The sequence below is a fragment of the Bariatricus massiliensis genome, from assembly GCF_900086725.1.
Classification (GTDB): Bacteria; Bacillota; Clostridia; order Lachnospirales; family Lachnospiraceae; genus Allocoprococcus; species Allocoprococcus massiliensis.
This window is the reverse complement of sequence record NZ_LT574838.1, coordinates 786,651-800,939: the sequence shown is the minus strand read 5'-3', so window position 1 is coordinate 800,939 and position 14,289 is coordinate 786,651. Positions and strand designations below refer to the sequence as shown.

Here is a 14,289-nt window from a genome sequence, read left to right as displayed (position 1 = left end):
ATGGAAAATAGACCGGAGCATATACTTAATGTAAATGTATACAATTTTGGGATAAGAGGGTTGTCAACGATTGTCTATAATTTGGGGATGAAGCTGGAAAGACAACAGTATATTTTTGATTACTGCGGCTGGAAACCTATACCGAAGTCTATTTACACGGAATCGATACTTAATAATGAAGGCAGGATTTTTAACTTTATAAGCAACAAAAATAATAAAATTCTTGTATGGTTTCAACGGGCGAGATACTTAAAAAGAATCATAAAAGAAAACAAGTATAAATTCGTCCATATTCATGCTGATAGAGCACAAAATGCAATTATCTTTGCGTTTGTAGCTAAATTGGTAGGGGTGGAAAGGATTATCATACATTCCCATTCGTCGGGAATCGATAATAAAAAACAGCACAGAAAAATATTTTATCATAATATAAGTAAGCTATTTTTCCCTTTTGTTGCAACAGATTATCTTGCATGTTCTGAAAAAGCAGCAAAATGGATGTACCCGAAAAAAATAATAAGGAATAATACATTTGAGATTATTAATAATGGCATAGAAATATCAGAATACTGTTTTGAGGATAGCACAAGGATAAAAGTAAGAAGAGCGCTGGGGTGGGAAGATAAATATATATTGGCACATATCGGACATTTTTCCTATCAAAAAAACCATGAATTTTTAATAAAGGTGTTTGCTGCAGTTTTTAAAAGAAATAAAGATGCAAGACTTTTGATGATAGGACAAGGAGAACTGGAAAAAGAGGTAGCGTGCCAAATAGAACAGTTGGGATTGGAAAATCACATTAAGCATATTACTAGTACAAATGAAGTGAGCAATTATATGAAAGCAATGGATGTGTTTTTATTGCCGTCCCGTTTTGAAGGTCTTCCGCTGGTTGCGGTCGAGGCTCAGGCATCTGGAGCACAGTGCGTACTGTCCGATAAAATATCAGCACAGGCAAAACTTACGGATTTGGTTCAATATTGTCCGATAGATAAAGGCGTAGAACCGTGGGTGGAGGCTATTGAACATGTGGACAAAATTGAATACGACAGAAAGAGCTATGCAGAAAAAGTGGATAAAAAGGGCTACAGCATAGAGGCTTCAGCACAAAGACTTCGGGAGATTTATTCTAAGACAGTTAAATAAAGCTTTTGGAAAGATGTTTAATAAAAGGAGAAAAATCATGTATTTTGATTATGTAATTGTAGGAGCGGGGATTGCCGGCGCCGTTATGGCAAGGAGGCTGGCTGAAGAGAAAGATGCATCTATACTCATAGTTGACAAAAATTCTTTTGTAGGCGGCTTTTGTTTTGATTATAGAAATCAAGATGGGATTATCATTCATAAATATGGGCCTCACATTTTTAGAACAGATAATGAAAAAGTCTGGTCTTTTTTATCGCGTTTTACTGATTGGTATGATTATCAGCACAAGGTGAAAATCTATATTGGTGGTAAACTGTATCCAATGCCTATTAACTTAGATACGGTCAATAGCTTTTTAAACGAAAATTTCACGGCTGAAACGCTTAGTCAGTATTTCGAAAGGCAAAAGAAAAAATATGATGAAATAACTAATGTTAAAGAAGTTGTAGAGAGCCAGATTGGAACATTATTTTATGATAATTTTTTCAAAAATTATACGCAGAAACAATGGGGCGTCGCCCCGGAGGAATTACCCCCGGAAATTGTTTCCAGAATTCCAATTAGAAGCAATCGTGACGACCGCTATTTTACGGTTAAATATCAAGGAATTCCGGTTAACGGCTACACTGAAATGATTAAAAAAATCTTGGACCATACAAATATTAAAATTATGTTGAATACAGAATTTGAAGAAATAAAGTCACAAATTACTTACAGTAAATTGTATTATTCCGGTTCGATTGACGAGTTTTACAACTTTAAGTTAGGAAAATTGCCATATCGATGTGTGAAATTTAAATTTGAACGGTATGAAAAAGAGTGGTATCAATCCGCAGGAGTTATCAATTATCCTAATGATTACGAATATACTCGCATTACAGAGTTTAAACATTTTCTTCCGCACTATACGCACGCTACGGTAATAGCTAAGGAATATCCAAGTTGGAATGGGGATAGTTCTTATCCGATACCGACCGGGCAGAATAGAGATTTATATCATAAATATCAAGCCTTAAGTAAAGACGACAGTATCGCATTTATAGGAAGACTGGGTGAGTACCAGTATTATAGTATGGACCAGATTGTGGATAAAATACTAAATATGTCCTTGTAAATTAAAGGGGAGAAGGAGATTATATGAAAATTAGTATACCCAAAATTCGGTCATCTGAACGTCCATTTTTTATTTCTTATGGTATATTTATGACTTTTTCTATATTGAGTTCTTCGTTTTATTTTAAGTATTTTATCGGAACACCTTTTAAATTAATACTAGTTTTATGTGTCGTTCTTCTTGTTTATCAAGAGATTACTTTTGGTAAATATACATTAAAAAGTTTGGCAGGCGCCGTTCTATGTATCATTTCTATTTTGACTATATGGAGAGTGAGTACGGGGGCTACACAGAATACTGTAATTTGTATACTTATTTATGTTTTTTGCGCAAGACATATTTCTTTTGATAAGATTGGTGGATTCACAATTATACTTACAACGTTTTTAGTGGCATTTATTATAATTAGTAGTTATATTGGAATTATTGATAATCATATATCTATTTCAAGTTTAGGACGTGTGAGAGAATATCTTGGCTTTCGCTATGCATTATTTGGGCCTGCACTTATTTTCAATATTACAGCATTGGATATATGTATAAACAAAACTGCAATAAAATGGAAAAAATTGTTATTCTATTTCATGGTAAACTTTTGGATATTTGAAAAGACGAATTCACGGCTTGCTTTTTATTTAGCGGTACTGCTGATTGTGGGCTCAGCTGTCTTAAAATACAAACCTATGCTAATAACAAAAGGAAAAATAATTTATCGATTAATGATTTTTTCTTTCATTATCACTTTTTTAGGCAGTATGTATTTAACCATTACTTTTAACCCCAATATAAAATGGCAGAATGAATTAAACATGATATTTGAAAAACGATTGTCTCTAGGACAAGCGTCGTTATTAGAGAATGGTGTATCCTTATTTGGAGATGAAATCAATTGGGTGGGAAACGGTCTTGATGCATATGGAAATAAAAACTTAGGTACGTATACATATGTTGATAATTTGTATATTCAGATATTGCAACATTATGGAATTGTATTTACAGTACTATTTTTAGCACTGTTTACGGCTACTCTTGTACAGTGCTATCGCCAAAAACAATACTATTTGGTAATAGCATTATTTTTTATGGCAGGCCATGGAATGGTTGATGATTTAATATTATATATGCATTACAATACATTTTGGTTTGTAATAGGAACTAATTTATTTAAGACTCTGAATAAAAAGACATTTTCATGGAGAAGAGGAGAACATAAAGATGGATAAAATTCTTACAATTGTAATACCGGCATACAATGTTGAAAACTACATAGAAAAAACAATAGAATCTTTGATAATACCTGAAATACTGGATGATATTGAGATACTTATCATAAATGACGGTTCATTGGATACAACGGAACAAAAGGCATTAGTGTATGAGGAGAAGTATCCCGATAGTATTCGCATCATATCAAAAAATAATGGTGGGCATGGCTCAGCGATAAACTGTGGAATTCAGAATGCCACAGGGAAATATGTGAAAATTCTTGATGGTGATGACTGGGTAGACAAAATAGGGATACAGAAACTTGTAGAAAAGCTGAAAAAAAATAGTCAATATGATTTGATTATAAATCCATTTGAAACTGTGAATAATAATACAGGAGCAAAAGAAAGAAAAGAGTTTTCAGGGGTTAAGTTTAATTATGAATATAGTTTTGATGAGATATGTTCTCTGGATACTGTATTTGGAATGCCGGCGATAACCTATTTGACTTCTTTGCTAAAAGAGCACCACATACATATTGATGAAAATAGATATTATGTGGATCAGGAGTATAATTTATTTCCGGTACCATACATCAAATCTGTAGTTTTTTATGAAGACTGTATCTATCAATACAGGATATTTAATCAGTCACAAAGCGTAAGCAGAAATAATTTTTGCAAAAATCGAAAGATGCATGAGGAGGTTATCTTCTCTCTTCTTGAGTTCCTGAATCAAAAGAAAGAAGAAATGAGTCGGAATAAAATAGAATATTTTTTATTTGCCGTAACAAAAATGCTCAGTGTTCAATTCAACATATACTTTTTAATGGATAGTAATATAAAAGTTAAACAAGAAATGCTTCAATTTTATGAAAAAGTCAATAACCTTTGTCCGGAAGTGTTCAGTGTAAGTAAGAATAAGAGAATAAGGTTATTAGTGAAAAGCAGATTCTGTCTTTATCCAATTCTGGCGTTTGTAACAAAACAAATGAAAAAAAATGTTAATTAAGGAAATTTTCATATAGAAAGGGAACAGAAAGTGAAAACTAAAAAATCACTTAAATTAAATTTTATTTTCAATAGTATTCTCACCGCATCAAATTTAATATTTCCTTTGATAACATTCCCGTATATTTCCAGAATTCTGTTGCCGGATGGGACGGGCAAGGTTTCATTTGCAACGTCTGTAATTTATTACTTTAATGTATTTGCTCAATTGGGTATACCAACATATGGAATCCGGGCCTGTGCAAGAGTTCGGGATAAAAAAGAGGAATTAACAAACACAGTCAGAGAAATAATGCTTATTAATATATGTACAACTATTATATCTTATGTATTCTTTTTCATTTCTCTTTATAATATTCCACAATTGGCAGAAGAAAAAGAACTAATGATAATTGTCAGTTTAACGATGTTATTTAATACATTTGGTGTTGAATGGCTGTATAAAGCACTGGAAGAATATGCCTATATAACTATACGCTCTATGGTGTTTAAAATAATAGCTATTGTGGCTATGTTTATTTTAATTCATGATAAAAATGATTATATTTTATATGGAGCAATATCTATTTTTGCCGCTTCAGCTTCTAACTTATTAAATTTCATAAATATGAGGAAATTTATTGAGAGAAAAAAAAGTGATTATAGACTACAACTGAAAAAGCATATAAAAGCAATTTTTATCTTTTTTGCGATGTCTGTTGCTACCACAATCTATACACATCTCGACACAGTGATGTTAGGGTTTATGAAAACAGACACTGATGTTGGCTATTATAATGCGGCAGTAAAGATAAAAACGATATTAATAAGTTTTGTCACCTCCTTGGGAACCGTGTTGTTGCCAAGAACATCTTACTATATAGAGCATGGACATGAAGAAGCATTTAAGAATATTATACAGAAAGCGTTCTCTTTTGTTCTTATATTATCTGCAGCTGTTTCGGTATATTTTATCCTATTCGCGAAACAGGGAATCTACTTTTTATCAGGCTCAGCGTTTAATGGCGCTATACTGCCAATGCAGATTATAATGCCAACAGTTTTTCTCGTTGGACTGACAAACATTATGGGAATACAAATACTAATTCCATTAGGTAAAGAGAAATATGTGCTTTATTCAGAGATAGTGGGGGCGGCTGTTAATTTAATAATTAATCTGATTCTTATCCCCCAATATGCATCAGTGGGAGCAGCGGTAGGAACTTTAGCAGCAGAGTTGGCGGTGTTTGCGGTACAATACGCTGCCTTGAAAAACATCATGAAAGAAATATATAAAAATATGTATTTTGTAAAAATTTTTGTAGCATTAGTCTTGAGCGGTGCTTTAGCTTCAACTATTAAATTACTTGATCTTATACCTTTTTTTACCCTTTTAATCTCCATGATATTGTTTTTTATGATATACATATTGACGTTGACAAAAGCAAAATATAAGCTTGTTTTAGAAATGGAAGCAGAATTAATAGATAAAATAAAGGTAATTTTTAAAAATAGATGTCGCTAATATGCAGGACTATTCTATTTATTTCTAAAATTAAAGATAGAAAAAATATCGTGAAGTACGATACTTCACGATATTTTTTTGTGCTTTTTTATCAAATTCTTAAATATCTTAGCACAATCAATTAGAAAAGTAAAGAGGAGAGAACTTTCTTGTCTAATATTGTTTACATTTATATGAGTTTCTACAAATTTCAGCAAAAAGTCATAAAAGCTATGGTTAATAAAACTGGAATAATGCCTAATAATCTCGTGAAGTATCGTACTCTACGAAATTTGGCGAGGAAAAAATCCGAAAAATGAAGAATCCTACATATTATACAGTCACGACTAGAAAGTTTATACTCCGCTGCAATCACCAGGAGTGGCTTGAGAGGACGCGGATGCTCTACAACGAAGTGCTGCAGTTCTACTATGAACTGTATTTGAATCAGCAGGCGCAATTGAATGCTGGCAGCCAGCAGGTCATGAGAAGTCTGGAGCAGCTGACCATTGTGGGAAGAGATAAGAAAGAAGTACCGTTTCCCCTGCCATGGAAGAAAATTCCTTTGTATTTTCGCAGGGCTGCCATTAATGCGGCGATTGCGGCGGGGAAAAGCTATCTGGCAAGGGACAGACAGTGGAAACAGACGGAGAGTTTTGCGGCATCAGTCACCTTTTATAAAGGAATGTATAAGGACCTGAATGAAAAGTCTGTGGAGCTGAAGGTCTGGGATGGCGAGGCATGGCGCTGGTTGCACTGCAGATTATCCGGCAACACCTTTAGTCCAACGGAAGAATGTCTTTCTCCTTCGGTGATATTAAAGGGAGAGCAGGTTGAGCTCCATGTGCCGGTGCGGGAAGAGGTTCCGGACGGCAGGAAGGCTAAGGAGCGTATTGCAGATGGGGAGAACATTGCAGCCGTCCAATTCACGAACAGGGACAGGCTGGCTGTTTTGTGCGTGATGGACAGTGAAGGGGAGCAGAAGACGGTGCGCTTTATAAAAGGCGGTGCGGAGTATGCTCATCTATGCAGGAAGGTGCAGGAAACGCTCGAACGCTCACAGAAAGCGACGGGGAATCAGACTGGAGGCCGGAGCAACCAAAAGTATTGGATGAAGCTGAAATATCTGAATGAGTATTATTCCCATAAGTTCAGCCGTGAAATCGTGGAGTATTGTGTGGAGCATCAGGCGAGTGTGCTGGTCCTGCCGGTGTATTCGGAGGATTACAGCAAGTATGTGATGAAGGCATCGGGGAACTGGTCGGCGCTGCATCTGAGTAATCAGATTCGTGAAAAATTGAAGTATAAGGCATGGAAGGCCGGGATAGTGGTGCTTGAGACCGATGCGGCGGGAGTTAGCTCCCAATGTGCCGTGTGCGGGAAGCAGATACGGAAAAAGGATGCGGAGTTTGTCTGTCCGGAAGGGCATAGCGGCAACCGGTATCTGAATGCCGCAATAAATTTGGGAAGGAAATGCCTGAAGAGTTTTGGAAAACAGGTGGGATGACCACTGGTTTTATAGAGCCTGCGGGAAACCGTGGGGAAGGGCGGAAGCTACAGGCTTTTGCTTTTTGGTTGAATACCGCCGGTTGGCTCTGGAGACTGGGTCGGCGAAGAGTTGTCCTGAGTGTGGGCAGAGAGTATTCGAAGTTATTTTCATAAAATTAATGATATAAAGGCTTAGTGTTTGTAACAAAGATATAAGAAAAGTGGACTGAGCAATGTCTGGCTTTGGAAAGTGTTTTGAAATGAGATGGGTTTTGCACATGGGGTAAAACATTTTGATGAAGGGCAGACCTGTATGGATGTAGTTATCAGTGCGAGGATTAAAACATTTTCGTAAAGTGTACACCTACATAATAGGGGGCAATCGGTGATTGGAAGGAAAATATGTAAGAAACACGATTGAATTCTACAATAAGTGACAGCGGGATGCAGTGGTCGAAAAGAATGTGTGAAAAGCAACAAACATGCGTATACCTTGACGCGTCTACACGATACGAAAATGTTTTATACATTCACACGTTCCGTAGGTTATTACCAGACATTGCATTATCACATATTTATTTGAAAACTGAAATCGAATCGACAATTGCAGAGTTAATGGGTGTTGTCGGTTTTGAACATATATGAGCAGATGTGGAGAACCACATCTTAGATTGAAACGGTTAAACCTTATGAACTAAAGGGTGGTAGTTATGGACTATAAATTTAGATACCAACAGTGGACAACCGACGAATTCTTCAACGAAACAACTCGGAAAGAACTGCTGGCAATCAACGATGAAAAAGAAATAGAGGATCGATTCTACAAGGATTTAGAGTTTGGTACTGGTGGCCTGCGTGGCGTGATGGGTGCTGGAACCAACCGCATGAACAAGTACACGGTGGGTAAAGCCACTAAAGGACTCGGTGACTATCTCCTTGCTATATATGGTGCAGATGTCTGTTTCGAGCGTGGTGTGGTCATTGGTTATGATACCAGAAATAATAGCGAATATTTTGCCAAGACCGCAGCAGATGTATTGAGTGGAATGGGAATTAAAGTATATCTCCATACGCATGCAAGACCCACACCGCAGTTGAGTTTCTCTGTGAAATTCTGGAATGCAGTTGCCGGTATCGTACTTACGGCAAGCCATAACCCGAAGGAATACAACGGCTATAAGGTGTACGACGAATATGGCTGTCAGCTTGTGCCCCATCAGGCGAAGCAGGTTATTTCCTATATGAATGCTGTTACGGATTACCACAGCATTCATATAGGAAATGATAAACTGATCTACACAGCGGATGTTACGGATAACTTTGTTGCCGCCGTGATGAAGCAGAGCCGATACAGCGAAGACAAGAATCTTCATATTATATACACACCGTTGCATGGTACGGGCAACGTGCCTGTACAGAAGTGCCTATGGTTGGCAGGATTTAACAATGTGGACAGCGTTGCAGAGCAGGTTATCCCAGACGGTAATTTTCCAACGGTTGTTTCACCAAATCCGGAGGACAGACAAGCACTGGAAATGGGTATCGCTCAGGCAGAACGGACTGGTGCTGACATTGTACTTGGAACAGATCCAGACAGTGACCGAGTTGGTGTAGCGGTGAAAACAGATGATGGGTTTAAGCTGCTCACAGGCAATCAGATTGGTGCCCTGCTGATGGACTTTGTGCTTTCTAATACAGATATCAATTCTATCCACAAACCCGCTGTGGTCAAAACTGTAGTTACCTCAGAACTTGGCGCTGAGATTGCGAAGAAGCACGGACTGAATGTGTTTTCCACACTGACTGGATTTAAATTTATCGGTGAAAAGATTACGCAGTTTGAGCAGGCAAGAGAATCCGGTGATACCACCAGAGATTATACTTTCCTGTTTGGTTATGAGGAGTCTTATGGTTATCTTGCAGGAACACATGCAAGAGATAAGGACGCAGTGGTTTCCAGCCTGCTGATCTGTGAAATGGCAGCGCAGCTAAAGGCACAGAGAAAGACATTACTGGATCGAATGAATGAACTCTACAAGGAGTACGGCTACTATCGGGATGCACTGGACAGCTTTACGCTGAAGGGTAAGGATGGTTTGGAACGTATTGCATCTGTGATGGTGGAGCTTAAGGACGGAGATTCTCCATTTGAGAATACCGTTCAGAAAATAGATTATAGCATTTCAGTGGATGCAGAGCCGGGCTTTGGCAAATTGCCCGCATCGGATGTATTGAAATACATTCTGGTAGACGGAAGCTGGATTGCAGTACGTCCGTCTGGCACAGAGCCGAAGATAAAGATCTATTACAGCATCAAGGATGCTGATCAAGACGCTGCTGAAATCAGATTACAGCAGATACAGTCCACAATTAAAGAAAGATTGGGGCTGTAAGGGAGGAATACCGAATGAACATTATTCTACTGTCTGGCGGCAGCGGAAAGCGTCTGTGGCCATTGTCTAATGAAGTGAGATCCAAGCAGTTTATCCAGCTGTTTAAGGATGAGGGTGGAAACTACGAGTCTATGGTGCAGAGAGTGTACCGTCAGATTACGGCTGTGGATGCCGATGCCAAGGTGACAATTGCAACCAGCAAGTCTCAGGCAAGTGCTATTCACAATCAGTTGGGAGACAAGGTTTCGATTTGTGTAGAACCCTGCAGAAGAGATACATTCCCTGCAATTCTTCTTGCATCAGTATATCTTCATGATGAACTGGGCGTTGGAGAGGATGAAGGCGTTGCAGTTTGTCCTGTTGACCCGTATGTGGAGAATTCCTATTACGAGTGTGTGAAAAAGCTGGAGGATGCCGTAAAACAAGGAGATGTAAATCTCACGCTTATGGGGATTACGCCAACTTATCCTAGTGATAAGTATGGATATATCATCCCAGAAGATAACGGAGAGGTCAGCAAGGTAAAGGAGTTTAAGGAAAAGCCGGATACCGAAACTGCAAAGAAGTATTTAGCGCAGAATGCGCTTTGGAATGCGGGTGTATTTGCTTTCAGGTTGGGTTACCTGCTGGAAAAAGTTCATAGCATGGTGGACTTCACGGATTACCGTGATCTCTATGCAAAGTACGAAACGCTGACCAAGATTTCCTTTGACTATGCTGTGGTGGAGAAGGAAGCCTCCAGCCAAGTTGTTCGCTACAACGGCGAGTGGAAGGATGTCGGCACATGGAACATGATGGCGGAGGTTATGGCCGACAATATCAAGGGGAAGGCCATCATGGATGTTGCCTGTGAAAACACGCAGATTGTCAATGAACTGAACATTCCTATCATATGCATGGGGTGCAAGGATATGGTGATTGCTGCCAGCGGAGATGGAATTCTGGTATCTGACAAGGAACGCAGCGGCTATATGAAGCCTTATGTGGAAAAAGTCAGTACGGATGCCATGTTTGCTGAAAAGTCATGGGGTACCTATACCGTTATGGATGTTCAGCCGGGTTCCATGACCGTTAAGGTTTCCATCCGTGCAGGTGAGCACATGACCTATCACAGCCATGACTATCGTGACGAAGTGTGGACGGTGGTTGCAGGTACTGGCGAAGCTGTTGTGGATGGTATGGAGCAGAAGTTGAGAGCTGGTGATGTCATTATGGTGGCGGCGGGATGTAAGCATACAATCGCTGCAACAACACAGCTGGAACTGATCGAAGTACAGATTGGCGAGAGCATCAGTGTCGCAGATAAAAAGAAACATGAACTGAAACAATAACAGCGGGGTCCTAATATGGAGATATTAAAGTTAGCGCCAGTGGGTAAGGATTATCTGTGGGGCGGGACTCGTTTACAAGAAAACTTTGGAAAGCAGATTAATTTGAACCCGCTGGCAGAAACATGGGAATGTTCTGTACATCCGGATGGGCAGAGTATCGTGGTTAATGGAAGTTTTGCCGGAATGACGTTGGCAGAAGTGTTTTGCAGAAAACCGGAATATCTTGGTACGAAGGTCGGAGAAAAGAAGGAACTGCCCATTTTGGTGAAATTCATTGATGCAAAACAGGATTTGTCCGTACAAGTTCATCCTGATGATGATTATGCAAGAGAATACGAGGGTGACAACGGAAAAACAGAAATGTGGTATGTGCTGGAAACCGATAAGGGTGCAAGACTGATTTATGGCTTTGAGCATCCTGTCACGGAGGAACTACTGCGAAAAGCTATAACAGACGGAGAACTGGATAAGCATCTGCATAAGGTACAGATACAGAAAGGCGACTGTTTTTATGTTCCAGCAGGAGTTGTACATGGGATTGGAGCGGGAGCATTAATTGCGGAGATACAGGAAAGCTCCAATGTTACATACCGTGTCTACGATTACGACCGTGTTGACAAGAATGGACAAAAAAGACCGCTTCATTTCGAGAAAGCTGTATCTGTAATGGATATGCAGCCCGCAAAAGTAGTGCAGAAGAAAAATAGATTTGTCCGTTATTATCCTGGTTGTTCCAGAGAAATTGTATGCCGATGTAAATATTTTGAAACAGAGCATATCTGTGTACGAAAAGGCTTCTCTTTTACGGCAAGGGAGGAATCTTATCAGATTTTTCTCTGCTTGGATGGCGAAGGTCAGGTGGAAACGGTAGACGAACGAAGGAAACCAGTGAGGTTTCGTAAAGGTGACTGCCTTTTCATCCCGGCGGGGATAGGGCGGTGCCACCTTCTGGGGGAAACAGAGTTACTCAAGGTGCGGTGCTAGTCGCAAAAGCAATTATCTTCAATGACACAAAAAAATACACAACAAACACAAAACATAATGAATTTGCGTTAAGTAAAGATAGGAGAATTGAAAATGAAAAAAGCATTGATTACTGGCGTTACTGGTCAAGATGGTTCTTATCTGGCGGAATTCCTGTTGGAAAAGGGCTACGAGGTACACGGCATCATTCGCCGGGCATCCGTTTCTACAACTGCCCGTATCGACCACATCATGGATAAGCTGCATATTCACGAGGGCGATCTGTCTGACTCTTCCAGCATCATCCGCATTGTTCTGCTGGTAAAGCCTGATGAGATTTATAATCTGGCAGCACAGAGTCATGTTGGTGTTTCTTTTGATGCTGCAGAGTACACCGGTGATGTGGATGCGTTAGGCGTTCTGCGTGTATTGGAGGCTGTACACATTGCTGGGTTAGAAAAGACCTGCCGTATTTATCAGGCATCTACGTCCGAACTGTATGGCAAGGTTGAGGAATGCCCTCAGAACGAGAATACTCCGTTCCATCCTTACAGCCCTTATGCTGTTGCAAAACAGTATGGCTATTGGATGATGAAGGAATACCGTGAAGCATATGGAATGTACTGCTGCAACGGCATTTTGTTCAACCATGAGTCTGAACGCCGCGGTGAGAACTTTGTTACCCGTAAAATCACGCTGGCTGCCGGTTGTATTGCCTGTGGACTTCAGGATCATTTGGAACTGGGTAACCTTAACTCCTTGCGTGACTGGGGTTACGCAAAGGACTATGTGGAGTGTATGTGGCTGATCCTACAGCAGGACGAGCCGGATGATTATGTCATTGCTACCGGTGTGCAACACACTGTCCGTGAGTTCACCACTCTGGCCTTTGCCAATGACGGTATAGAGATTGAATGGAAGGGCGAAGGTCTGGAAGAAAAGGGCTACGACAAGGCAACTGGCAAGATGGTGGTTTGTGTGAATCCGCAGTGGTTCCGTCCTACTGATGTTGTGAACCTGTGGGGGGATCCTACAAAGGCGAAGACCAAGCTGGGCTGGAATCCTCAGAAAACCAGCTATGAGCAGCTTTGTGCCATTATGGCAGAGCATGACCTGCAGCTGGCAAAGAAGGAAGCTGGCTTGAAGTAATTAGATTGCATTAGGGCAGTAACGAGTCTGGCGCGTTTGATGCTGCCCTATGCTTACCTATGTATGGAGGATTTGTAATGAGTAAAGTGCTGATATTTGGAGCCGGAGGATTTGTTGGAGCGTATCTAGCAAAAGAGCTCCAACAACATGAATATATTGTGTATGGCTCCGATATTGGTCATAGGGAACTGCCGGATGTCGAGTTTTATAAAGCTGATTTATTAGACGCAAAAGCTGTAGAAGAATTGGTGGAACTGGTCAATCCGGATATGATTATCAACTTGGCAGCAATCAGTAGCGTGGGCACATCTTGGGGAATTCCACAGACGACGATGTTCATTAATGTGGTTGGTGCATTGAATGTATTGGAAGCGGCAAGAAAGTGTGCACCGATGCCAAAAGTAATGTTTATTGGCTCCAGTGAGGAATATGAGGAGTCAGATGAACCTATAAGTGAGAAAACACCTCTCAATGCCAACAATCCCTATGGTATTTCAAAGATGGCGCAGGAGCGTTTTGCAGAGATCTATCGGGAACGGTATGGGATGAAAATATATTGTGTCCGCCCCTTTAATCATACTGGGGTTGGACAGAGGGATACTTTTGTTTTACCTAGCTTCTGTAAGCAGGTGGCTGAGATTGAGAAATCAGGAAAATCAGGCATTATCAAAGTCGGTAACCTGACTGCGCATCGGGATTTTAGTGATGTTCGTGATATTGTGCGGGCATACAGAATGATTATTGAAAGTGATGACTGTACGAAGGTTTATAATGTCGGTTCGGGTAGAACATATAGTTTGAGGAGGATGCTGGAGTATATTGTGTCACTGAGTAGTCAGCAGATTACAGTAGAAGTTGATCCGGAGCGGTTCCGTCCGGTAGATACGCCTGTCATATGCTGTGACTATGGATATATCAAAGCGGAACTGGGGTGGGAGCCCGAGTACAGCATCTTTGATACGCTAAAGGAAATGTTTGAATACTATAAATGTTAATTAGGTAG

11 protein-coding genes are annotated in these 14,289 nt (G+C 39.8%); all 11 read left to right on the top strand.

Annotation, left to right across the window (positions count from 1 at the left end; translation table 11 throughout):
- The 11 genes from BN6465_RS15270 (at position 1) to BN6465_RS15220 (ending at position 14,281) form a co-directional block, all read left to right on the top strand.
- Positions 1-1,149 (top strand): glycosyltransferase, encoded by a 1,149-nt coding sequence (locus BN6465_RS15270; RefSeq protein ID WP_066736816.1) that lies wholly within the window; start codon positions 1-3, stop codon positions 1,147-1,149.
- Between the two features lie 37 nt (positions 1,150-1,186).
- Positions 1,187-2,263: a UDP-galactopyranose mutase gene (gene glf, locus BN6465_RS15265; protein WP_066736813.1), complete on the top strand. Its 1,077-nt coding sequence runs from the start codon at positions 1,187-1,189 to the stop codon at positions 2,261-2,263.
- A 23-nt stretch (positions 2,264-2,286) separates the two neighbouring features.
- Positions 2,287-3,486 carry a hypothetical protein gene (locus tag BN6465_RS15260; protein WP_066736811.1) on the top strand — a complete coding sequence of 400 codons (1,200 nt, stop codon included), beginning with the start codon at positions 2,287-2,289 and terminating at the stop codon, positions 3,484-3,486.
- Positions 3,479-4,480, top strand: coding sequence for a glycosyltransferase family 2 protein (locus BN6465_RS15255; RefSeq protein WP_066736806.1), 1,002 nt, complete (start codon positions 3,479-3,481; stop codon positions 4,478-4,480). The genes BN6465_RS15260 and BN6465_RS15255 overlap by 8 nt, the downstream gene beginning before the upstream one ends.
- Positions 4,481-4,510: 30 nt before the next feature.
- Complete coding sequence (locus tag BN6465_RS15250) at positions 4,511-5,983, top strand: flippase (RefSeq protein ID WP_066736798.1); 1,473 nt, start codon at positions 4,511-4,513, stop codon at positions 5,981-5,983.
- Between the two features lie 295 nt (positions 5,984-6,278).
- A complete protein-coding gene (locus BN6465_RS15245; RefSeq protein ID WP_066736793.1) occupies positions 6,279-7,469 on the top strand; it encodes a zinc ribbon domain-containing protein in 1,191 nt (396 codons plus the stop codon).
- A 691-nt stretch (positions 7,470-8,160) separates the two neighbouring features.
- The gene (locus tag BN6465_RS15240; protein ID WP_066736791.1) at positions 8,161-9,843 is read left to right on the top strand and encodes a phospho-sugar mutase; all 1,683 of its coding nucleotides are present in this window, start codon (positions 8,161-8,163) and stop codon (positions 9,841-9,843) included.
- 14 nt (positions 9,844-9,857) lie between these two features.
- Positions 9,858-11,174, top strand: a complete 1,317-nt coding sequence (locus BN6465_RS15235) for a sugar phosphate nucleotidyltransferase (RefSeq protein WP_066736789.1) — start codon at positions 9,858-9,860, stop codon at positions 11,172-11,174.
- Between the two features lie 15 nt (positions 11,175-11,189).
- Positions 11,190-12,158 (top strand): type I phosphomannose isomerase catalytic subunit, encoded by a 969-nt coding sequence (locus BN6465_RS15230; protein WP_066736788.1) that lies wholly within the window; start codon positions 11,190-11,192, stop codon positions 12,156-12,158.
- A 93-nt stretch (positions 12,159-12,251) separates the two neighbouring features.
- Positions 12,252-13,286, top strand: coding sequence for a GDP-mannose 4,6-dehydratase (gmd, locus tag BN6465_RS15225; protein WP_066736787.1), 1,035 nt, complete (start codon positions 12,252-12,254; stop codon positions 13,284-13,286).
- A 77-nt stretch (positions 13,287-13,363) separates the two neighbouring features.
- Positions 13,364-14,281 carry a GDP-mannose 4,6-dehydratase gene (locus tag BN6465_RS15220; RefSeq protein WP_066736786.1) on the top strand — a complete coding sequence of 306 codons (918 nt, stop codon included), beginning with the start codon at positions 13,364-13,366 and terminating at the stop codon, positions 14,279-14,281.
- Positions 14,282-14,289 lie beyond the last annotated feature (8 nt).

Bases quoted from the DNA above. Each gene is read 5' to 3' on its own strand.
- BN6465_RS15270 (WP_066736816.1), top strand. From the start codon at position 1: ATGGAAAATAGACCGGAGCATATACTTAATGTAAATGTATACAATTTT.
- glf (WP_066736813.1), top strand. From the start codon at position 1,187: ATGTATTTTGATTATGTAATTGTAGGAGCGGGGATTGCCGGCGCCGTT.
- BN6465_RS15260 (WP_066736811.1), top strand. From the start codon at position 2,287: ATGAAAATTAGTATACCCAAAATTCGGTCATCTGAACGTCCATTTTTT.
- BN6465_RS15255 (WP_066736806.1), top strand. From the start codon at position 3,479: ATGGATAAAATTCTTACAATTGTAATACCGGCATACAATGTTGAAAAC.
- BN6465_RS15245 (WP_066736793.1), top strand. From the start codon at position 6,279: ATGAAGAATCCTACATATTATACAGTCACGACTAGAAAGTTTATACTC.
- BN6465_RS15240 (WP_066736791.1), top strand. From the start codon at position 8,161: ATGGACTATAAATTTAGATACCAACAGTGGACAACCGACGAATTCTTC.
- BN6465_RS15235 (WP_066736789.1), top strand. From the start codon at position 9,858: ATGAACATTATTCTACTGTCTGGCGGCAGCGGAAAGCGTCTGTGGCCA.
- BN6465_RS15230 (WP_066736788.1), top strand. From the start codon at position 11,190: ATGGAGATATTAAAGTTAGCGCCAGTGGGTAAGGATTATCTGTGGGGC.
- gmd (WP_066736787.1), top strand. From the start codon at position 12,252: ATGAAAAAAGCATTGATTACTGGCGTTACTGGTCAAGATGGTTCTTAT.
- BN6465_RS15220 (WP_066736786.1), top strand. From the start codon at position 13,364: ATGAGTAAAGTGCTGATATTTGGAGCCGGAGGATTTGTTGGAGCGTAT.